At 36.7% G+C, this 23,556-nt stretch carries 19 protein-coding genes; 8 read left to right on the forward strand and 11 right to left on the reverse strand.

Going from position 1 to position 23,556, the window contains the following annotated elements; translation table 11 throughout:
* The first annotated feature begins 94 nt into the window (after positions 1-94).
* Together DKG80_RS05860 and DKG80_RS05865 are read left to right on the forward strand one after the other, a co-directional pair.
* Positions 95-3,640, forward strand: a complete 3,546-nt coding sequence (locus tag DKG80_RS05860) for a nitrate reductase (RefSeq protein ID WP_109830387.1) — start codon at positions 95-97, stop codon at positions 3,638-3,640.
* 182 nt (positions 3,641-3,822) lie between these two features.
* Positions 3,823-5,244, forward strand: coding sequence for a rubredoxin domain-containing protein (locus tag DKG80_RS05865; RefSeq protein ID WP_109830388.1), 1,422 nt, complete (start codon positions 3,823-3,825; stop codon positions 5,242-5,244).
* 85 nt (positions 5,245-5,329) lie between these two features.
* Here the strand turns inward: DKG80_RS05865 and DKG80_RS05870 are convergent, their stop codons facing one another.
* The 8 genes from DKG80_RS05870 to DKG80_RS05905 all read right to left on the reverse strand — a co-directional run bounded on the left by DKG80_RS05870 (position 5,330) and on the right by DKG80_RS05905 (position 15,139).
* Positions 5,330-5,695: a hypothetical protein gene (locus DKG80_RS05870; RefSeq protein WP_109830389.1), complete on the reverse strand. Its 366-nt coding sequence runs from the start codon at positions 5,693-5,695 to the stop codon at positions 5,330-5,332.
* Positions 5,696-5,787: 92 nt separating this feature from the next.
* Positions 5,788-6,939 (reverse strand): DUF418 domain-containing protein, encoded by a 1,152-nt coding sequence (locus DKG80_RS05875; protein ID WP_109830390.1) that lies wholly within the window; start codon positions 6,937-6,939, stop codon positions 5,788-5,790.
* A gap of 422 nt (positions 6,940-7,361) precedes the next feature.
* Positions 7,362-8,021, reverse strand: a complete 660-nt coding sequence (locus DKG80_RS05880; protein ID WP_109830391.1) for a hypothetical protein — start codon at positions 8,019-8,021, stop codon at positions 7,362-7,364.
* A gap of 92 nt (positions 8,022-8,113) precedes the next feature.
* Positions 8,114-8,824 (reverse strand): TIGR04283 family arsenosugar biosynthesis glycosyltransferase, encoded by a 711-nt coding sequence (locus DKG80_RS05885; RefSeq protein ID WP_162555708.1) that lies wholly within the window; start codon positions 8,822-8,824, stop codon positions 8,114-8,116.
* Positions 8,825-8,944: 120 nt separating this feature from the next.
* Entirely contained in the window at positions 8,945-11,458 is a 2,514-nt protein-coding gene (locus DKG80_RS05890; protein WP_221409056.1) for a TonB-dependent receptor, read from the reverse strand.
* Positions 11,436-12,809 carry an HTTM domain-containing protein gene (locus DKG80_RS05895; RefSeq protein ID WP_109830394.1) on the reverse strand — a complete coding sequence of 458 codons (1,374 nt, stop codon included), beginning with the start codon at positions 12,807-12,809 and terminating at the stop codon, positions 11,436-11,438. The genes DKG80_RS05890 and DKG80_RS05895 overlap by 23 nt, the downstream gene beginning before the upstream one ends.
* Complete coding sequence (locus tag DKG80_RS05900) at positions 12,810-13,886, reverse strand: imelysin family protein (protein ID WP_109830395.1); 1,077 nt, start codon at positions 13,884-13,886, stop codon at positions 12,810-12,812.
* A 62-nt stretch (positions 13,887-13,948) separates the two neighbouring features.
* Entirely contained in the window at positions 13,949-15,139 is a 1,191-nt protein-coding gene (locus DKG80_RS05905; protein WP_109830396.1) for a DUF4856 domain-containing protein, read from the reverse strand.
* A gap of 219 nt (positions 15,140-15,358) precedes the next feature.
* On the opposite strand from DKG80_RS05905, the gene DKG80_RS05910 reads away from it, so the two are divergent.
* The 6 genes from DKG80_RS05910 to DKG80_RS05935 are packed head-to-tail and all read left to right on the forward strand — an operon-like array spanning position 15,359 to position 20,747.
* Entirely contained in the window at positions 15,359-16,015 is a 657-nt protein-coding gene (locus tag DKG80_RS05910) for a metal-dependent transcriptional regulator (RefSeq protein ID WP_109830397.1), read from the forward strand.
* Complete coding sequence (locus DKG80_RS05915) at positions 16,016-16,927, forward strand: metal ABC transporter solute-binding protein, Zn/Mn family (protein ID WP_109830398.1); 912 nt, start codon at positions 16,016-16,018, stop codon at positions 16,925-16,927.
* Positions 16,924-17,715, forward strand: a complete 792-nt coding sequence (locus DKG80_RS05920; protein ID WP_109830399.1) for a metal ABC transporter ATP-binding protein — start codon at positions 16,924-16,926, stop codon at positions 17,713-17,715. Before DKG80_RS05915 ends, DKG80_RS05920 begins: the two co-directional genes overlap by 4 nt.
* A 1-nt stretch (position 17,716) precedes the next feature.
* Positions 17,717-19,018: a metal ABC transporter permease gene (locus tag DKG80_RS05925; protein WP_109830400.1), complete on the forward strand. Its 1,302-nt coding sequence runs from the start codon at positions 17,717-17,719 to the stop codon at positions 19,016-19,018.
* Positions 19,018-19,905, forward strand: coding sequence for a metal ABC transporter permease (locus DKG80_RS05930; RefSeq protein ID WP_109830401.1), 888 nt, complete (start codon positions 19,018-19,020; stop codon positions 19,903-19,905). Before DKG80_RS05925 ends, DKG80_RS05930 begins: the two co-directional genes overlap by 1 nt.
* Positions 19,906-19,943: 38 nt before the next feature.
* Positions 19,944-20,747, forward strand: a complete 804-nt coding sequence (locus DKG80_RS05935) for an alpha/beta fold hydrolase (RefSeq protein ID WP_109830402.1) — start codon at positions 19,944-19,946, stop codon at positions 20,745-20,747.
* Here the strand turns inward: DKG80_RS05935 and DKG80_RS05940 are convergent.
* From DKG80_RS05940 to DKG80_RS05950, 3 genes are all read right to left on the reverse strand, one after another.
* Positions 20,744-21,289: a rhomboid family intramembrane serine protease gene (locus DKG80_RS05940; protein ID WP_245906966.1), complete on the reverse strand. Its 546-nt coding sequence runs from the start codon at positions 21,287-21,289 to the stop codon at positions 20,744-20,746. The genes DKG80_RS05935 and DKG80_RS05940 overlap by 4 nt on opposite strands.
* Positions 21,290-21,356: 67 nt before the next feature.
* Positions 21,357-21,824 carry a hypothetical protein gene (locus DKG80_RS05945; RefSeq protein WP_109830404.1) on the reverse strand — a complete coding sequence of 156 codons (468 nt, stop codon included), beginning with the start codon at positions 21,822-21,824 and terminating at the stop codon, positions 21,357-21,359.
* A gap of 98 nt (positions 21,825-21,922) precedes the next feature.
* Entirely contained in the window at positions 21,923-23,326 is a 1,404-nt protein-coding gene (locus DKG80_RS05950) for a TlpA family protein disulfide reductase (RefSeq protein WP_109830405.1), read from the reverse strand.
* Positions 23,327-23,556 lie beyond the last annotated feature (230 nt).

Below are 23,556 nucleotides of genomic sequence, written 5' to 3' on the forward strand. Positions count from 1 at the left end.
TACGTACAAATAAAAAATAAAATACGTATTAATACTTATATCTACGTAGTCATGTCTATATTTGCTACGTAAGTGAAGCCTTAACATATAGCGTATGGAGTCGAATGCCAAAAATTTATCAGTAAATAACAAACATCAAACTACCTGCTCATATTGTGGCGTAGGCTGTGGAATAGAAATTACTGTTAATAAAAAGGGCAAAATTGAGCTTGATAGCATCGATGGACACCCTGTGAGCAAAGGCATGCTTTGTTCTAAAGGGAGAAACTTAAACTACGTAGTTCAAGATACTTCAGATAGATTGCTATATCCACAAATGCGTGGAGCAAAAAATCATCCTCTTAAAAGAGTATCATGGGAGACCGCTATCAATAGAGCGGCAGCGGTATTCAGAACTTTCATTGATCAGCATGGTCCTAACTCTGTAGGCTTCTATATTTCTGGACAATGTCTAACAGAAGAATATTACTTAATCAACAAGCTAACTAAAGGCTATATAGGTACTAACAATATTGACACTAACTCAAGGCTATGTATGAGTAGTGCAGTAATGGGATACGTTAAAACACTGGGAGAAGACAGTGTCCCAATCGCTTATGAAGACATTGAACTAGCTGACACTTTCTTAATTGCTGGAGCCAACCCAGCGTGGGCTCACCCCATTTTGTTTCGAAGAATAGAGAAACGAAAAGAAACTCATCCAGACACCAAAATAATAGTGATTGACCCTAGAGAGACCGACTCTTGTACATTGGCGGACATCCACTTAAAACTGAGACCTGGAACTGATATTCCTCTACTACATGCAATTGGTAGGATATTAATAGAAAACGGAAACATCGACCTTGATTTTATCAAAAATCACTCAGATGGATTCGATAGTTATAAAGAAGAAGTATTCTCAAGATCTCTTGAAGAAGTATCTAAGATTTGTGATGTTTCAGTTAATGATATCAGACGAGCTGCAGAGTATATAGGTGATGCAAAAGGTTTCCTGTCTATGTGGACTATGGGACTTAACCAATCGACACAAGGTCTTAACAATAATTTTGCCCTAATCAATCTTAATCTAATTACTGGTCATATAGGCAAACCTGGATCTGGACCTTTCTCCTTGACTGGCCAACCTAATGCCATGGGTGGTAGAGAAGTTGGTGGTATGGCTTCTCTTCTTGCCGCACATAGAGTTCAAGGTAATGCTGAACATAGGCAAGAAGTAGCGGACTTTTGGGGTGTGGACTCGGTTCCTGACAAACCTGGTTTAACGGCTACTCAAATGTTCGATGCATTGGATAGTGGTGAGATGAAAGCTGTATGGATAGTATGCACAAACCCTTCTGTCTCTATGCCCGATGCCGAATTAGTAGACAGAGCTTTAAAGAAAGCCAAGTTTGTCATAGTGCAGGACATATCGGCAAAAGCAGATACTGTTAAATATGCTGATCTGGTACTCCCAGCTGCTGGATGGTTAGAAAAAGAAGGTACAATGACCAACTCTGAAAGACGAGTTTCTTACCTTCCTAAAGTCATCGACGCTCCTGGAGAAGCTCTTCCTGATAATGACATAATCATTCGATTTGCTAGACAAATGGGGTATGATGGATTCGAATTTGAATCCGCTGAAGAGGTTTATAAGGAACACTGTGAACTTACTAAAGGCACTAACATAGACATTTCAGGATTGTCGTATGACAGATTGAAAAACGAAGGCACTATACAATGGCCGGTACCCAGCAAAGAAAGTAAGGGTACCCCTCGCCTATTTACTGACAAGAAATTTTATACCCCTAATGGTAAAGCTCAAATTTTACCTAGCGGTGCTGCTAATGAAACTGACAAGCTTTCTGAGGAATTTCCTTTGATCCTGACGACAGGGCGTATTAGAGACCAATGGCATACAATGACCCGAACTGGAAAAGTCAACAAGCTCAATAAGCACATTGATAAACCATTCTTGGAAATTCACCCTGTAGATGCTACACAAAGAAAAATATCAGACGGAGCACCTCTGGTCATAAAAAGCAGCAGAGGTGAAGTAAGAGTTAATGCCAAGGTCACAGAAAAAATTAAAGAAGGTGTAGTATTCCTTCCTATGCACTGGGGCAAAATTCTTGATAAGTCTTTTGGAAGAGCTAACAACTTAACCAACAAAACATTTGATCCTACTTCTAAACAACCAGGTTTTAAATATTCTGCAGTTGAGGTAGAACTATATAAGAAAAAGAAAGAGAAAATCGTAATTGTGGGAGCTGGAGCTGCTGCATACAGATTTATAAATACATACAGGGAATTGAATCAGGAAGATGAAATTCATGTTTTCTCTAAAGAAGAATTTCCATTTTACAATAGAGTACTCCTTCCAGAGTATGTTAATGAACACAAGGAATGGGAAGATCTATTAAAATTCAAATATGGAGAGTTCGAGGAACTAAATGTCCACCTTCACACCTCTACCAGTGTTGACGAACTGGATAGAGAAAAAAAGACTGTAACGGACAGTAACGGCAAAACTCATTCATATGATAAACTTCTTCTTGCTACTGGATCTCGTGCATTTGTACCAAACAATGTACCAATGGGACAGCCAGGCTTGTTTACTATGAGAGATAGAACAAGTGCTGATGGCTTGAAGCAATATCTGAACAATCAAGGGCACGTTCTCATAGTTGGGGGCGGTCTCTTAGGGCTAGAGCTTGCGTCTGCTTTAAGAGAAATTAATATAGAAGTATCCATCGTTCAGCTGTCTACCCGTCTTATGGAGAGACAGCTGGATACGATGGCTAGCTCACTCCTTCGTCAGCTGATGGAGGAAATGGGAGTTAATGTTTATACCAATGATGAAGTCTACAGTATTCGTACTGATAAGGACAACAAAAAAGTAAGTGCTGACTTAAAGAGTGGTAAGACATTGGATTGCAATGCAGTCGTATTTGCTATAGGTACTAGACCGAACGATCAACTTGCCAGACAGGCAAACTTGAAATGTGGAAGAGGCATCATTGTAAATGATTATTTACAGACCAGCGATGAATCAATATATGCTATGGGTGAAATCGCTGAACATAAACAAAAAATCAATGGCACTACTGCAGGAGCCGAGGAGCAAGCTGATATTGCTGCAAGACATGTCGCAGGTGATATGACTACCCTTTATGGTGGAACCATTCCTATGAACATTCTAAAGTTTCCGACTCTTGACCTCTGTTCTATAGGATTGGCAGATGCTCCTACTTCGATGACTGACTATGATGAAATTATTTTTATAGATAAAGCCCATAAGTATTACAAGAAATGTATCATACACAATGATCGACTTATAGGTGCGATCTTAATGGGAGATAAATCCGAGTTCGCTGAATTCAAGGAACTAATAGAGAATGAAGTCGAACTCTCCGAAAAAAGAATGCAGCTGCTTAGATCAGGTGAAAAAGGAGAACCCTTAGTAGGCACTTTAGTTTGCTCATGTAACAATGTCGGCACTGGCAATATTGAAAAAGCACTAACTGAAGGTTGTAGTACACTGGCTGAGACTTGTCAAAAAACTGGTGCTGGTCTAGGCTGTGGTAGCTGTAAAGGAGAAATCTCTCAAATGCTTAAAGCTCATTTAACCAAAACTCAAGAAGCAGAAGTAGCTGTATAAGAGAAAAGTTATTCAACTTTGTTTTACAAACGAAGCTTCCCGACTCAAGGGTAGAGGGTATCTTCGATATTTTTTAAACTACTCGACCCAAGGGTCGGGGAATTAAACTCAAGGGGCTAACGCCCAGCGATTAATTCCATAATCCATAGAAAACATTATCTATGGACTATTGACTAATAAATATGAAAAAACAGGATTTAGTAAGGGTATTTGTGAAAGGAGGAATCCTTTCTCCAGGAGACTTTAAGAAGATCATGCTTACTGCCAAAGAACTAGGCACGGACTATGTACACTTCGGTTCTCGTCAAGACATATTATTCCCTGTAAAAGAAAAGAATAAAGAAGTTCTCGATACCACTTTTGAATCCATCAATACTGAATACGAGGTCAACGAGTTTACTCACCAAAACATCGTGAGTAGCTATGTAGCCTTGGACGTAATGCCTAATCGAAAATGGCTAGTACCTCATGTTTATCATTACATCATCGACAGCTTCGAATTCAAGCCTAAGTATAGAATCAACCTAGTAGATCCGATGCAGAGTATGGTTCCTCTGTTTACTGGTAATATCAATTTCATAGCATCAAAAACGGATAACTTCTGGTACTTGTATATCAGGTTCAAATCCATGGATAACAGGTCTGTTCCATATCCTAAATTGATATATGGATATGACTTAGCAAAAGTGGCTACAGCGGTTTGTTCGTTGGACATGGAGTCTGGACTATTTGATGAAAAAGATGTGTTCAAATTGGTAGACACGCTAGACATCAATACTGTAAATCCTGAGGAAGAACTAAAGTTCCCAAGTGCTAACTTTCCATACTATGAAGGTCTAAATAGAGAGCCTGGAGGAAACTACTGGCTTGGGCTATACTGGCGTAACAATAAATTCAATATCAATTTCCTAGTGCATCTATGTGATCGATGTATGGAAACCAATGTCGGAAAGATTAGTTTGACTCCTTGGAAGTCATTTGTTGTAAAAGGTATCGATCCTAATCACTTGATTGGCTGGGAAAAGCTGATGGGGCGATTTGGTATGAACCTAAGACACTCTTCACTAGAGTTAAACTGGCATTTACCCGTATTACATGAAAAAGCTCTTGACTTAAAGAATTACTTAGTGAGGGCTCTAGATCAGCAAGATATTAGTACTTCTGGATTGACATTTACTATTAAACCTGATGATGATATCTACTTATTTACATCAGTGGTAATAGAAATGAACCCTAGTAAAAACGACTTGACTACTTACAATATCTTGTATTCAAAGAACTTCAACCCTAATGAAAGTGAGTATTTTACCTATGTGAAAAACGCTACAAAAGAGGTTCTTCCAGCACTATTAATTGAGCTAAGTCAAATGTATTACGAGCAATTGGATGAAACTCCCGTAGCCCCTAAGAAAAAACAAAAAATCGAATCTCAGGTAGTATCTGAAGTACATCAATGTAGCAATTGCCTATCAGAATACGATGAAGAATATGGAGATGATTTAGCTGGTATTGCTCCTGGTATTTCTTTTAAGGATTTGCCTGAAGACTATGCATGTCCTACATGTGGCTCACCCAAAGCAAGCTATAAACTTATCAAAGTGTAGATGAAACTTTTTTGTATTAAAGAAGCTTAGTTTAATCAACTGACTGTTATATGGGCCAAGAAGTTATTCTTGGCTTTTTAATTACCTATTCTTTACGTTTTCCACTAAACGACCCATGGACGCTCAAATCAAGATTAGACCAAACACCTTTTATCTCGTCTCCTTCGAACTTCCCATTAAAGACACCTTTATACTTTGCACTTGAATAATGGGCAATAAAGAAGCCATCTGACCCCACCTCTCCCTTTATGTCATATGTGGAGCTTGACAAAGATGATTTTGCTTTTCCAGTTATTTCACCACTTCTACTGATATTGTAATACCAAGTCCCTTTATCTCCTCCTCCTGAATATACTCCTACCCAGACTCCTTGAAATTTACTTTTTTCCGAACAAGAAGAATGTATCAAACACAAAAGAACAAATACCAAAAGTGATGTATAAAACTTCATACTTCAATCTTAATTTTTATCGTGATACATTAAAGAATCATCACATCTAGTTTTCTAAATCAGAAAATTGATTGGTGTATTTTCTTTAACAATCACTTTATTTTTAGCCAAGTCATTTTTCTCCAAATAGATTCGAGAGGGCCTTGATCATGTTTTTTCAACCACCATGATGAAAACAACATTTGTATCAAGAGACATAATATTCCTATCAATATAGAATACAATGAACCACAGTACTTATACAGCCCCAGTCCCCATCCATAATAAAGCAAACTCCCAATAATGGACATTAACACATAGTTAGTCAATCCCATCCTTCCAAAATCAGTGAATTTTTTCACCCATACCTTACCATCATTATGTCTCCAAAGAATTACTATAAGAGAGAGCATCATGAACATATAGGATAGCTTGGAGTAGGAATCTACCATTGGACGAAGAAGTCGTAAAGCCTCTTTATCACCAATAATTTTTAACCAAACAGTATCTGCCCAGTTAAAGGTATAGATCACAAATATACTAGCAGCTAGTAACCGATACCAGAACTTTAGATCTGTCGAGACCAATAGTTTGGTCCTAGCTAAAACAACACCTAAATAAAATAATCCCAGTATCGTAAAAAACCTACCCACATTCCATGACCAGATTAATGTCGATTTGAATCCAGAAGTAAAATTCATCTGTAATACTTCACCAAAACTCCCTGTGGATAAAATATCGCGAATATTAGCTTTTGGAAAGGGAACTCTAAAATCATATAGTTCCCAATCTAAGAAATAAGCAAAAAGGTTAAAAAAATACAAAGGGTTGACCAATAGAACTATTGAAACGGTTATTAAAAGCCTATTATTCATATACTTGGACACTAGGACTAGAGTTCCCAGAAATGCATACATGATCAAGATATCTCCTCTAAAAAACACAACATGAAAGCAACCTATAATGGCCAATAGAAGCATCCGCCAAAGGTGTCTCAAGAAGTACTTCTCTCCCCTACTAGCACAGTTCTCATGTATAATCCAAAAGCTGACTCCAAACAAAAGAGAAAATAATGCGAACGCTTTTCCTGACACCAATTTAAAAAGGTTGTTCCAAACCCACTTATCTGTTTTAACTAACCAGTCTAACTCGTAATCCGGCTTCAAATAAAAATCAAAGTGTTCTATATGGTGTAGAAGAAGAATTCCTGCTATAGCTATTCCTCGAAGCGCATCTATGAGTAATATTCTTGGTTTTCCTAACATAGGAATTAGTGTTAGCCATTGTTACAATCTGTAAAATAGAAAATTATAAGCATCTTATATCTTAGAACACTAGACATCATATATACATTCTCTATTATGGGACGTAATATTTGAGTCGTTCTAGACATTTTCCCCTGTTCGGGACGATTGAGTACAGATCACAGTATGATTTCCCCTAATCGGGACAGGCTACTGCAGATTGCACGAAGGTTTCCCCTACTCGGGATTCGATCCTACAGTTTGCACAAGGATTTCCCGCATTCGGGATTTGCTCCTGTTTAGTGCAGGAGGTTTTCCCGCATTCGGGACAAGTTCCTGCAGGTTGCAGGAAGGTTTCCCGTAAATCGGCTTGAAATAAGTTGACTTATTCTGCTTTAATGAGTTCACAATACCACTCATTTATCTAAATTACTAATCACCAACTATTTACTAGCCCAGCCCTCCAATAATTCCTTCCCTAATCCAGAAACTATTAAGAAGAACCCAAGCATTCCAATCGCAACAATGATAAGTATCAAACATCCCCACTTACCAGACATTTTGGAACCAACCTTATTATTAGAAGCCGTGTGATTCAATTGATCAAGCTTATCCTGAGAGATCACTCCTTCTTTGAGCAATTTGGTCTCAAAGTACACACCGAATACACGTTTCGCCTGATGTATTTCTATAAAGTCCCCTTCTTTGAAATCGTCATAGACTTCTTTGGTTACTTTTCGGGACTCATTCCCAAAATAAAAATAATAGGTATAAGTGCTTTTTCTGTCCTTATTCGACCTTACTGTATAGGTTTTATGTGTAATTATCCCTTGCCAAATTCGTTTTTCATTCTCCTTCAGATCTAGTTTGTAAGAGCCATATATCATTGCAAAAGCTACTACGAAAAAGCCATCAACTAAGATCACAAAGAATTCAAAATCAAAAGAAAAATTGACTATCCCCAAAACTACCATTGCAAATACTCCTATAGGAATCATCATTTTAAAACTCTTCTGTAGCTTAGCTCTTTCCGAGTCATTCAACTGATCAAATGTTACTTTAAGATATTCAGTATCTACGCGTTTTGGGGTGATGAATTGCATAGGTAATATTAGCACAAGTCTAGCAAGTCATGCAATGTTCTATCTGAATTTGATATCAAAGCTGGAGTCATCAATGTGCTATTGGTCTTTACTTAGGTTCTATTCTGATTCTTTTCCCAGTATTGCTTTCCAAACCTACTCGTAGGGAGTCTAAATAAAAACCTCAACCATAATACTGTATCGAAACAAAACACTTTCCAAAAACCATTTTCTTCAAACCGTCTAGCAGAAGTAACCATTCTAGCCTTTATTGTACCGATCCTTCCCTGTTTTTGCAGTAGCCTACAGAAATAGGCAGCTTCCATTATAGGCTCTTCTGGATACCCTCCTATTTCTTCAAACACTTTTCTACTACAGAATAACCCTTGATCTCCGAAATACTTACTTGTAGACCAATATCGAAAACGATTAATCCACTTCAATACTTGATACTTTATTGTTTTATTATCGAAATCAAATTCAAAAGCCCCTCCTACATAACCTTTCTCTATATGTCTGACTATTAAATCATCGAACTGATAAGGAACCACACTATCTGCATCTAACCATAATAGATACTCACCTGTGGCAATAGCAGCACCCGAATTCAGTGATTTATACTTAGCTCCTGCTAAAGAACCATCCTCTATTACTTGATCTACAATATCCCTGACCAAATCAACTGTATTATCATTACTCCCAGCATCAACTAATATCATCTCAATTGAATGACTGTCTGAAGAATTTGACTTTACCAACTGAACAGTTTGAAGAATATTAGTGGCTTCATTGAGAGTCGGAATGATAATAGATAGAGATTTCACCAGTTTTTATATAATGATCTATTCTTAAATGGGATTAGAATAAACTCAATAATAATCAACATAAAAAACAACGGGATCGTTTCATCAGATGTGGTTATTTATTGCAAGTAATAATTCAGATTAGAACTTAGCTTGCAATGTCAAATAGTAACCTCTACCATCAGATGGGATGATTCCCGGCCCTGGATATCCAGTAGCTCTTCTGGTAAAATAACTGTTGTCTGTTAGATTATTTACTCCTGATTCTAGTTTCAAAAACTTGTAAGTATAGGACAAAGAAAGATCCATCACATAATAAGAAGGAATTGCCCCCTTAAGCCCACTACTGGCATCTCCAGATCTTAAAACAGGAGAATTAGTTGCATCAGTGAATTGCTCGGTTAAATAGGTTAACTGAACTGAGGACTTGAAATTTTTATATCCTCCATTTAGCCCCGTTTTTAGGTTGACTGTAGGTATAAACTCAACTCGTTTACCTTCGACAGATTCATTCCCTTTTATAGCGTTAATATATTCAGAACCCGTAATAGCTAAATTGACGAATGTTGAGAATCTATACTTTGTATTATTCAAGCCTATGGTCTCTCCAATATTCCAATCTGCAAAAAACTCAGCCCCTGTAATCAGAGCATCTCCTATATTAGTCCTCAATTGAACTACACTCTTACCATCAGCTTGAATGCGATTTTCTTGCGATGTAGTAATGATCCCAATACGGTCGTTATACAGTATTACAAAACCATTAAGCTCGTAGGAAATATTATCTTGGTACTTACCTCTCAATCCTATGTCTGCGCTTATTCCTTTTTCATCAGAAATATTCTCACTTACTGAAAACGCTGGACTGGTAGTTCTAATATCACTGAAAGTAACTGATCTATAGTTTTGAGAAACATTAGCATACAGCTCTATACTATTTGAAAACTGATTGCTGATTCCTAGCCCAAACAATACAAAAGAACGCGGCAACGACTCGCTCTCAAAAACCTTTTCTCCAATATCTTGATTTTGTATGGACCTTAGATACCATCCATTGCTTTTAGTATCTATGTATTCAAACCTAAAACCTGGAGTAATACTAAGAGTCTCAGTTATATTAAGGATATTCTCACCAAATACAGAGACATTCAAGTTAGGAAATTCATAATTTGATTGATTTGGGTAATTAGGACTGTTTAACAAATCAATATCAAAGTCAGCCTCTTTACTATATGAACCAGGGCCTTGAATGGCCTTGTTTTTTGCTTGATAATACTTACTCCCAATTAAAAAGACCGATGACTTCCCTGCCAATTCATATCTAGTCAGCAACCTAGCCTCAGCTCCCCAATTATTAAACTCTCCTTTGATCAAATCTCGGGGGTATTCATATTCTCCGTCTTCATTTAACCAATCAGGTTCTTGTACAGGAGATCTATTTATTCCGTCTTCACCAGGTATCCCTCTAAAACCTACAGCATTTCTCTCGGCATTCAGTCCAAAAAGAGTCAAGCTAAAATCTGTTTTTGAAGAGAACTTATGTTCAAGCTTAGCTGAATACAACTTCCAATTCACACTGAACCAATTTCGTTCTCTGCTGCTAAACTTAGGATCGTCTTGAAACTTCTCATCCCAAAGACCGCCACCCTGCTGAGCCAAATAATCTAGATAGGTGAATTCGAATGAAATTTTAGTTTTCTCTGTCGGACTGTAATCTATATGACCATAGTAATTATGTGAATCAAACTCCGAATTTGGCCTAAAACCATCGCCCTGTTTATAGTTATAATATGTATAGTAACCGAATTTACCCACTGTTCCGCTTAAACTGTTGAACGTACTAAAAAGACCAAAAGAACCCACTGTATTTCGAGTTACTCCTTCTACCTTTTTATTCTTCACAGGCTCTTTCATCTTAAAATTGATCAAACCTCCGAATTGTGTTCCATACTGAAGTGAAGCTGCTCCACGAATCACCTCTATTTCTTCCAGTCCCTCCACTGGTGGAGTATAGTAGCTCTCAGGGTACCCCAACACATCCGCAGAAATATCATACCCGTTTTGTCTAGTATTGAAGTTAGAAGTTCTATTCGGATCCAACCCTCTTCCTCCTATGCTTAATTGAAGACCTCCATCATTGCTTTCATAAATATTAAGACCAGCTATTTGAGCATATACTTGTCGAGCATTGTTAATAGCCATATTACCAATCATATTATCAAGAAGTACAACTTCCGTTTTCTTACCAGCATAGATAGCAGTTCCTTCTACTGGGTTGAGTCTTTTTAACTTAAAAACCTCCTCTTTCTTTTGATTGATCACCACCTCGGACAACTCCGTCACTAGTTGTTCTAGTTGAAAAGACAAGCTTACGTCAGTGTCAATTGTAATTCTTTCTTTGAGTGTCTCATACTGAAAGGCGAATATGGTCAGTGTATAAAATCCATCTTTAAGATTGTTGATTTCAAACCTCCCTTTACTATCAGTGGTATAAATTCCAGAAATCTCTTGAACAAATATTTGAGCATCAGATATAGGCTGTTGAGTAGTACCATCAACTACCAAACCTGAAATCGTATTGAGCGCCTCTTCAGCTCTCAAGCCAAGGGTAAAAACTAAAAAAAATAAAGTGCTATAAACCTTTAATCTCATCATTAAATGGAAGTATCCAAGTCTTGTGTTTGAATGATTCTTTTTCTTTGGTAAGGTCTACTGTAGGATCGATATATCTAGTACTTAAGCGCCCATTTAAAGTCACAAAGCTGTCAGCATATATTGCTATATCCTTCATATCAGTCGTTTGCTCGTAATATGTTTTTAGAAAATGAGCATATTCAAGAATAAAATCTGGCTGAAAAGACATTTGTTTTTCCTGAAACGGAGTGAGAAAATTCTCATTTTGGGCAAAAAACTGACGCCCAGTATTTTGATCAACTATTTTGAATGTCGTATACCCCGCCTTTTCCATCAACATTACGCGCCATGAGAATCTATATCCTTCTTCTGTCCAAAAAAGCTCACCTGAATAAAGTAAGTTCCGAAATGGAAGAAAAATTTGAAGCGCAAAGAAAACTAAAAGCAAATACATCACCACCCTAGATCGTAAAGATAGACATGACAAATAGCTCTTTCCATTATCGAATATCTCCTTATTGATACCTAAACACCTGAATATTACTTTAAGAATTTGGTGATGAACATTGCTGTTAAAAAATATCAACGTACTGATGATCATGATATATGGAAACATACCAATTTGAGGTAACAACAAACCGGTCATGACATGAAAACCAATTACAGCTATATAGGCTATTAGTCTAGTTCTCCGAAAGCAAAGCATGAAAGGAACTAATAAATCGTAAAGTGCACCTGTCCAGCTCATGACTATTGGTATCCATGACCAACTCATTAATGCACCAATCAAGGGAGTATCATATTTATTCGAAAGCCAAATAGTCAATGGCTGGGCATGAAACAACCAATCTGAATTTAGTTTAGCTAGACCTGCATAAAAGTACACTATCCCAAGCATGAGTTTAATAGCATCCACCGACCACTTAGGTATCCTTTGACTTCGCTTAGTCTCATCCCAATATGCATCTACAGACGCATATCGTTCAGCAGGCAACCAAATCATTATAAAGGCCATCAAGCTGACGAAATAATAATGATTGAGATAAGTAGTCTTATCCATTAGCTCTATGTAAGTAAAACTAAGAAAGAACACTACAGAGGAGAATCTGTACTTCCATCCAATGCTCACAGCTAAAGCCGACAAACCACAAATAATAAATAGCAAATATGTCCAAAGACCTATGGGCTTCACCCAATCAAACCCATAATATGAGAAGAAAAAGGTAGGTTCTATATATAGAGATTGAATCCATCCTTTGAGCCAAAACCTAATCAGGCTCAAAACCATCATCAACCCAAATAAAATGCGAAAAGCCGCTAAAGTAGCAGCTTCTGTTTCTTTGACGATATAAGACTGATACCAGCCTTTCACTTAGTCACCATCTCCATCTTGATAATCGATTCCTATGTTTAAAGCTGACAACATATCAGTTTTAAAATACCTAACAAGAGTTTGACTTGCGTCATGAACCTCTAGCATTTTAGTATTATCATTCAATACTTGTTCTGAAAAGCTATCAGAAAGCATCGATGCCTTTTCATTCAGTTCTGTATAGCCTTTTTCTATTTGATCAACCAAATCTGATCTATCTAATTCAATTAGAAGAGACCTGAGACTTTCTTTTTGATCATCTCCGTTAAACGAATTACCGAAAAAGAAATTCTTCGAAGACTCTAAAGAAACCAAATAAAGCATTCTAGAAATATCGTTTTTATAAAACGCCTCTACAGACGTTTCATCTTTTGAACCGAATACTCCTGCGGCATTACTTACTTTATTTGCTCTAAGCATTTTCTCAAAATGGAAAATAAAATCATTAGTCGTCTTATCTAAAGATCCTCCACTAGACGAAGAAGTATTAGTTATATATTCCTCCCTGTATGCTCCTTTCCAATCATTGGCAACTTGATCAGATAAATTTCTGATCCGGCTAACTACATCAGATAGATAAGTTCTATATTCTTCTGCTTCATATTTAGCTACAATAGTTTCATCGCTATCCGCTAGACCATTTAGCAAGTAATCCATTGCTGAAAGACCTTGCTGATTTCTTCGTGATGGCAATTCTAAATTATATTCTTCCCCTTTGATAGATGCCTCTATTTTCTCTACGTCTACAGGATATAAGTTGATGTAAGTTTGAAAATTAAGCGACTCGGCTTTACCTATCTGAAAAATTTCAACTTTTTGCCAAGCAGTATATGTTTCAATCCATCGAGTTCTCAAGGTTTCAAGATTACCTACACTTCTGACGCTATTAAAAGCTTCAAAAGCCTCTTCCATTTTGTCTAATTGAGCAAGATATTCTTCATACGCAGGAATAATAAAATTATCGGCCCAATTAGTCAATATTACTGTACTTTGTTCTTCGGATATCGTTCGGGACTCCTCTGAGTCTCCACATCCAAAAGCAGATATTAAGATGAGTAAATAGAGTAACTTTTTCATAATTTATTTTACAGCAAAAGGCCAGCTAAAAAACTGGCCTTAAAAATTAAAATCTAAAAATATTAGTTCATTGCTTGATCGACAGTGAAACCAAAAGCAGAAGCTATCTCTTTAGACATCGCTTCGATATCTTCTGAATTTATATTCCATAGACCATTCTCTCCTGCGAGTAATTTATCCATAAAGTCTTTAGACTGCTGAGCACTGAAATAAGGATCACCTGTGCTCGGGTTTTGCGTAAATTGCAAGCTATATAAGAATCCTAAACCTTCAGAAAAATCATGAAATGCAGCTCCGAATTTTTCGTCTTGGTACATTTCTTTTCCTGTTTCGAGATAGAATACTGCCATCACACCTACGACCAATGATAATTTTTCGCGAAGAATATCAGCCTGCTGATTTCTTATTCCGTATTCTTTAGCCACAATAGCAGCTCGTCCTGTAATGAAAGCTTTATAGATATCATCAGCCAAACCAGTAAAAGCCGTCTTTTTATCCACGGTATTTAAATACTTATTTAAAAGGTCGTCAGTACCTAATGTAGGCGAGGTAGGATCTGCTTCTAAACCATATAGATATCCGAATGCTTCATCCCAATTGTGCTCCATTTCGGTATAATTAGCATCTCCATCTAGTGTTCCATTATCGTTATCTTCTTGATAAGCATCCAACTTACCTGCACTAGCATAATGATTGATAATTTGATCAAGTGTAAAAGCCCCAATTAAACTTTTTGTAAACACCTGATTCCACTCAATACCATCTCCATCGACATATCTAATAGTTTCAGTTCCTTCTATTATTTCACCTGGAGTGCCTTCTTTCGCAGCGCCAGTGATTTCATTTAACGTACTAATTTGATCATCAATATAAGTTTCAAATACACCTCCTATAGAAGCATTAACACTTCCGCCAAAAAGATCAGTAGAAGCAGCAGTTTTAGACTTTATATTCTTTTTCTGATCATTTAAATCAGTATCTGTAAAGTTTTTTGCGCCTTGCTCATGTGCAAACATCGCCTTAATAGCGTCTGCCGACTTTGTCTCTTCTACATTGATTAATTCATCAACTATTTCAGCAGCCATTTTCAATCGAGTCGTTTGCCCTTTGTATGAAACAGTGGACTCTCCGTCTCGCTCAAAAGAATAAGTTGCAGGGGTTTCAAAACTTGTCTCCTCTTCCTCATCACACGACACTAGAGCTATAGCCAATGCCATCAACAAAGCCATCATAGAGTTATTCAAGTAATTCATATTATAGTTTCGATTTATTTAGACTTGTTTAAAATAATGACGCAAATCTATGGGCTATTCTCAAACATGCAAACATTATTTAGACTTAATCCATTTTAATTTAAGAGATAAAACCAATTTTATTCATCCAAAGACACTTTATTACTATTAGATAAGACCTATCATATTTTTAGATTGATCTAAAACCTCTCTATCTTTGTACAAACAAAGATTTTGAAGATGCTGAGTCTCGCAGAAGAGAATTATCTCAAAACCATATATCACCTATCAGAATCTGGTCGACATGCTGTATCAACCAATGCTATTTCTGAAATGCAGAAAACAAAACCTGCATCTGTAAGTGATATGATTAAAAAGCTGAGTGACAAGGGTGTCGTATCGTATCAAAAATACAAGGGAGTCAACCTCAGTCATAAAGGCAAAAAAGCTGCTCTTCAAATCATAAGAAAACATAGATTATGGGAAGTATTTCTTGTTGACAAACTCAATTTTAATTGGGATGAAGTTCATGAAATAGCCGAACAACTCGAACACATCAAATCTCCACTACTTGTAAAACGACTTGACGAGTTTCTTGGCTATCCTAAAATTGACCCTCATGGTGACCCCATTCCTGATGAAAATGGAGAGATTACTTTAGGTATTAAGGCACCATTGACCGAAGTTAGTCAAGGAAAAGAAATGATCCTTACAGGCGTAGAAAACTCAGAATCCAACTTTCTTGCGCACTTAGACAAACTTGGAATAGCGCTAGGTTCTAAAATTACAATTATCGATATCAATGAATTCGATGGCTCCATGCAAGTCAAGATAAAAGAAGGTAAACCAATATTTATATCTCAGCAGGTTGCTGTCAACTTATTAGTCACAGAATAAATGAAAAACATTTTACTATACACAGCGATAACCATTTTTGCTTTGAGTTGTCAACCTGTTCAAAAAGAAAGGCAAGGAAAACTCAAAGTAATTACTACTACTGGTATGATCTACGATGCTGTACTCAACATCGGTGGCAACTTAGTAGAAGCAGAAGCTCTAATGGGCCCAGGTGTTGACCCACACCTTTATAAAGCTACTCAAGGAGATTTAGCCAAGCTTCAAAACGCTGATTTGATTCTTTACAATGGACTTCATCTGGAAGGCAAAATGGGAGAAATATTTGAAAAGTTATCTAGGATCAAAAACGTTCATGCTATTTCTGAAGACATTGACAGGTCTAAATTAAGAGCCAGTCAAGTCTATGAGAATGCTTATGATCCTCATATCTGGTTTGATGTAAAGCTATGGAAAGAAGCAGTTGTGTTTACAACAAAAACTCTTAGCAAATCAGATAGTATAAACGCAAAAATATATCAGGCTAACTCTTCAGCTTATCTTAAAAAACTTGACTCATTACATGGTGCCACTATCAGTGCTATTGACTCAATCCCAGAACCTCAAAGACTTCTTATTACTGCTCATGATGCCTTTGGTTATTTTGGAGATGCTTATAAGATTAGAGTAGAAGGTCTTCAAGGTATATCGACTTTATCAGAGCCCGGCCTCAAAGACATTACAAAACTGGTTGACTTGATTGTTGATAATAAAGTAAAAGCAGTTTTCATAGAAACATCAGTATCTAAGAAAGCTATCAATGCTGTCGTTGAAGGATGTAAGGATCGAGGACATGATGTTATCATCGGTGGAAGTTTATACTCTGATGCTATGGGATCATTTGGACAATTCGAAGGTACTTATATTGGTATGGTCAGTAGCAACGTCAACACTATTGTAAACGCATTGAAATGATAGTAAACGTCGAAAATCCTGTATTAGAAATTCATGATCTTACGGTCACCTACAGTCGAAAACCAGTACTTTGGGGTGTGGATCTAACATTACCAAAAGGTTCACTAGTAGGAATCATTGGACCAAACGGAGCAGGCAAGTCTACTTTAATCAAAGCAGCTATGGATTTGATCCCGAAGAGTAGTGGCTGGGTTGAAATATTTGGCGAAGATCTTAAAAAGGTTAGAAAGAAAATTAGCTATGTACCTCAACGGGAATCTGTAGACTGGGACTTTCCTGCATCAGTACGAGATGTAGTTGTTATGGGACGATATGCAGACATTGGACTTTTTAAGAGACCTAGAAAAGCGGACTATGAGGCTGCTGATTACGCTTTGAAACAGGTAAAACTTTCAGAGTTTTCTAATAGGCAAATTAGTCAGTTGTCAGGAGGGCAGCAACAGCGAGTCTTCTTAGCTAGAGCACTTGCACAACAGGCAGACCTTTACTTCATGGATGAACCTTTCGCTGGAGTAGATGCAGCTACTGAGAAAGCTATTATTAATATACTAAAACAGATGTCTGAACAAGGTAAGACCGTGGTGGTAGTTCACCATGATTTGCAGACTGTAACTAAATATTTCGACTGGTTAGTTCAACTCAACACTCGTTTAGTAGCTTCTGGACCTATTGAGCAAGTATTTACTCAAGAATTACTTCAAGAGACCTATGGAGGAAAGCTAACACTGCTATCTGATGTCAGTACATTGATGCACACTCAGCAATTGCCAGTAAGAGACAAAACCTGATATGGAAGACTTTATTACTTTTTTTAGTTTTCAAGATCCGAATATCCGATATGTAGTAGCTGGATCAATATTGATAGCTGTTAGTTCTGCAATAGTAGGTTGCTTTACTTTTCTTAAAAAGAAGGCTTTAGTTGGTGATGCAGTTGCTCACTCTGTACTTCCTGGAATTTGCCTCTCATTCATTTTAACTGGAACCAAAAACCCTATTTACATCATCATTGGTGCGTTTGTTACTGGCTGGATTTCGCTCATTCTTATTGACTACATCACACGGTTTTCTAAGATTAAAGAAGATACTGCTATTGGGTTGATATTGTCCGTCTTCTTTGGAATCGGGGTCTTATTATTAACCATGATACAGCACAATGGTAATGCCTCTCAAACTGGACTTGATTCTTTTCTTTTTGGAAAAGCTGCTGCTTTGGTTGGATATGACCTATTGATTTTCAGCATTATCAGTATCATTCTATTGTTAGCAGTGATTCTTTTTTTCAAAGAGTTTACTCTTATTTCATTTGATGAAAATTTTGCAAAATCCATTGGATTCCCAGTGAAGCGGTTAGAATTAGTACTAACAACATTAACTGTTTTAGCTGTAGTTACTGGCATTCAAGCTGTAGGTGTAGTTTTAATGGCAGCTATGTTAATCACTCCCTCAGCGGCAGCTAAATTCTGGACAAACAAGTTGAACATAATGCTAATATTAGCAGCAGTGTTCGCAGCATTTTCTAGTATTAGTGGTGCATTTATATCATTCACTTCTCCTTCTATGCCTACTGGACCATGGATAGTCATGGTAATTTCTATTATCGCTTTGACTTCTTTCTTTTTTGCTCCTAGACATGGCATTCTGTACAACATCATCAAACAAAGAAGTATCAAAAAGAGAATTCTTCATGAGAATATTCTTAAGCTTTTTTATCAACTCGGTGAAAGAGAAAATGATTTCAATGCGAGTAGATCTATTGACAATATTTTAGAAAAGAGAACCATAAAACTAGGAGCCCTAAAACCTGGACTTCGCCATTTAACAAAACAAGGGTTTCTCAGTAAAAACAAGAATTTCTGGACTCTGACTACGGAAGGAAAAACTAAAGGACAGCGAATAGTGAAACTACACAGACTTTGGGAAGTCTATTTAACCAAGTATTTAAGGATAGCACCAGATCATGTTCACGAAGACGCAGACAACATAGAACATTTTCTAACTCCCGAACTTGAAAAAAGATTGGAAAATTTATTGAACTACCCAGAAAGCGACCCTCATTCCTCAGCTATACCATATGACCAAATAACTTCATAATGGACACATTATATATCATATCGACTGGTGCAATAGTAGCGATTACCTGTGGAGTTTTGGGTTGCTACCTAATCCTCAAGAAAATGGCTATGGTAGGTGATGCTATTTCTCATGCTGTTTTGCCAGGTATAGTCATAGCATTTTTACTTAGCGGAAGTAGAGATTCTGTAACTATGCTCTTAGGAGCAGGTATACTAGGTGTTCTTACGACTTTTTTAATTGAATTTTTTCATACTAAAGGAAGTCTTCAATCTGATGCTTCGATCGGAGTGACATTCACATGGCTGTTTGCTCTAGGGGTGATCTTAATTTCAATGTACGCAGGAGACGTAGACTTGGACCAAGATTGTGTCCTTCATGGCGAAATAGCTTATGTCCCACTTGACCTTTGGATTCTCCCAAATGGTTCAATCATGGGTCCTCGAACACTTTATATTAGCGGTTTTGTATTAATACTAGTTTTATTATTTGTAATTATCGGATACAAAGAACTTTACATTACTACTTTCGATCCAGCTTTTGCATCTGCAATAGGAATATCTACAGTGCTTTGGCATTACCTTCTAATGGGCGCAGTAAGTTTGACAACGGTAGCTTCATTCGAATCGGTAGGGGCTATTTTAGTAGTATCATTATTAATTGCACCTCCTGCAACAGCATACTTACTAACAGAAAACTTCAAAAAAATGTTATGGCTAACCGCTTTCACAGGGATGCTTGTATCTATCTTGGGTTATTATCTAGCTGTATGGATCGATGGATCTATTGCAGGAGCCATGTCTAGCGTTGCTGGACTTTTTTTCCTATTGGCTCTTATTTTTTCTCCAAGTGAAGGAATAATTGCAAAAAAATTGCGCCAGCAAAAACTTCAACCTAATAATTCCTAAAGAACCACTAAATTTGAGCAACTAACAAAATCTACTACGTGAGAATATTTTTACTACTGATTATCCTTTGGTCTTTATCATTACAGTCGACAGCCTTACATCCTCGTAAGGAATATACAGTTCTCCCAAAACATGTTGAACTTAATCCCGAGGAAATTAAAATTGAAACCAATGATGGGGCTACACTAAATGCCTGGTATTTCAACAATAAAGGCAACCACTTAATTATTATTAGCCATGATGGTGATGGCAATATGAGCGATTACTTTAGACACATCAAGACTTTATGTGATCAAGGCTTCGACGTAATGGCTTATGATTATCGTGGATATGGCAGTAGCAGTGATTTTGACATTAACCCTTACCAATATATTTACACTGAATTCTATACCGATTTCGAAGCTGTTCTAAACTATTGCACCTCTAAATACAGACAAGATATTATTGTTTATGGATGGGGAATTGGGGGTGGAATTGGTCTGCTAAAAGCTTATGACAAAGATAGAGTAGCTGGAATCATAGCTGATGATCCTTTTTTCAGTTATAAAATTACACATGGCTCATTGTCTGATACCAATTCAATTATGAGTTTTCCAATAGAAGTAGAAAAAGGGCATTATGACTTTAAACATCCCAAAGCTGGTAAAGACCTTAAGGGAGTAATATTATTTCATGGCTCAAATAACTACATCTACTCATATGAACAACTTAAACACTTGGCAAGTTTTCATCATGGAATTCATAAAGAAAAGATTTATCCAGTTTCAAGAGGAAACTACCATGTTTCATTCACCAAGCCAATATATAACCACACCATCTATGAGTTCATCATGAACATTTAATACTTCTTTTTACGATACAAATAGGCCAATACAGTCCCCACTACTGCTCCGAAAAAATGTGATTCAAATGATATTCTCGAATCTGTAGGCAATATCCCATAAAAAAGCCCTCCATAAAGTACCACTACTGTAATTGACAACAATAGTGATTTAAAATCCTTTCTAAATAGGCCAATAAACATCAAAAAGAAAGCCAAACCATAGATTACTCCGCTCGCTCCAATATGGTAAAATGGTCTACCAAATATCCAAACCATAACTCCTGTCATAAAATAACAGGTATAAAACACCCACCTTGCTATAGTTGGATAAAAGAAGAAAACAGACAAACCCAAAAACAAAATTGGAAATGAATTGGAAACAATGTGCTGTGGCGATCCATGTACTAACGGAGATGTAAGAATTCCTATCAAACCAGATATGGACCTTGGCAATACTCCTAAAAAACCTAAATCCAACGCAAAGAAGAATTCGATAGAATAAACCATCCACATAATGAGTAGCATTCTAACTGGGATCAAATTTTGTAACGCCTTTGCCATTATTCTATAGGTACAAAAAAACCCCTCTAAATAATAGAGAGGTTTAATTTCTTAAAATACAGTGTGGTTAATAAGATTCAGGATTATCGATCATACTGAGTTCCATAAACTTAGCTTCATCATAACTAACAGACATGTATCCTAAAATTCCTCCAGAAGCTTCAGCTACTTTTTTAGCCATATCTTTCAATGAAGCGTACAACTTCACAGCAAAAGCATGATCAATCTTAGGTAAAATGTGATTTAATTTTTGAAGCTCTTTCTCTATTTCTGCAGCTCTAGCTTCTTTACCACTAGGAAGTTTTTTAACATACGCTTTGAACTTCGTAGGGAAATCTTTCCCGACTTCTCTGTAATAATCGATCAGCTGTTCTCTGGCTCTAGACTGCTTACTATTGGCAATTTCTACAGCCTGATCCATCTCGTCTTCATCTATCTTATCGTCCGCACCAGCAATAAGTATAGAAACTAATACTGGAGCATCCAGTAACACTTCTATCTCATCATCCCTAAGTGTCTTAAACTCTTGTACCATTTTTATTTTGTATTATTTTAAAATGCCGAGTCGAAAGTAAATCAATTACGTCGATATCGACAAAAAACTGATGCTAATTCTTATAAGTTAATTCCTTACTAGCTCTTCTTTCTTTCTTTAAGTCTAATTTGATCATTGATAAACCCTTCTAGTTGATCCACATCGATCTTCTTAGCTATTATCTTTTTATCTTTATCTAATACATACATCACAGGCGTACTCCTGACGTTGTATTGTACTCTAAAATTACTTCTTAAATGAGGATCACCATAATTTAACCAGTTCAAATCTAGATCCTTAATAAACTCTTTCCACTTCGGAATGTCAGTATCTGTACAAACAGCTACGACCTCCACTCCTTTAGACTTGATACGATCATATACTTCTTTCAAAACTGGAGTTTTCTTCTTACAATGACCACAAGTTGGACTATAAAAATATAAAACCGTATACTCGGACTGAACGTGATACAACCTCACTGGCTTGTCCAAAGTATCTACTAAAGCTATATACGGTGCTTGCATGCCCATTTGATTTTCACGATGAAACTTCATTTCACCTTTCAACTCTGCTATCATAGCACTATCCGCCCAAGAAGCTTTACCTTTCAAATAATATTCGTCGCTTAAGTGAACAAATACTTTATCCATACCCATGATCTTGGGATTTTGATACTTTTGAAACATTACGACCATGATGTACCTATACATTTCTTCATTTCCTTGAGACCTAAGCAGTAGTTCATCCACAGCAGATATGATAGAATCTGGATTTTGAACCACTACCCTATCCACATACTCCAACAGTTTTTTATGAAATAGTGGAGTTCTTAAGGTCCCTTGAGATTGAAAATCAACATCATCAAAATACTCTTTTCTGAAAATATTGTACTCTTCTCTCCTCTCCTCAGCTGAAAGAGATTCACTGCTAAATTTCATTCCCGGAGACATATCCATCATGGTCAATATTTGACCTACGAGATTATCTTTATTTACTTGCTTAAGCCTTTCCCGTTCTTCACTGTTAGCTGTATTTAATTCTTTTACTTGATCATAGACCAACGTAGAATCGGACTTAGTCGAAGAACTATCAAGACCTGCAGTCAATTCATTAACTTTCTTTTGATGTGAAATCATGAAAAGTTGAAAACTCTTGAAAGCTTCATTACTCTGAGAACCAGTAACTGTCATACTACCATACATATCCTGTTTCTTAGTATCTAGAGAAAAATCCTTCTCATCGACCAAAAACTCCATGTATAGATTTTTACTGTACAGGAAATAAACACCTGATGGGATTTCCTTTTGTCCATCGAATCGCACCTTCCCACCGGTATTCACCATTGAAGTATCTAGTAAATACTTCTTCTCTCCAAAATGATAACCTAGATAAGCTACTGAATCCTCTAAGCCTTCTACAGTTATCTTGATATCATATTGTTCAGGCTCTGCTAAAAGTTTGGCAGACACAAACATTAGCATAATTATAATTATTCTTTTCATATTTCTTTATTTAAAGAAGAATGCAAGTTTAAGAATAATCCTACTGATTTAAATGAGAAAAGTTTCCTACAATTTTTAACACAAAACTGTATTTTGATCACTTATGCATTAATTTCGAGTATTGAGAAAAATAAATACAAATTAATTATGAAACATTTTAACGCAGCTATTGAAAAGAATAAAGGAAAAGCAAATCCAAAGCCAAAAACAAGAGGAGAAGAGCAGGAATG

It is taken from the genome of Reichenbachiella versicolor, assembly GCF_003171675.1.
GTDB lineage: Bacteria > Bacteroidota > Bacteroidia > Cytophagales > Cyclobacteriaceae > Reichenbachiella > Reichenbachiella versicolor.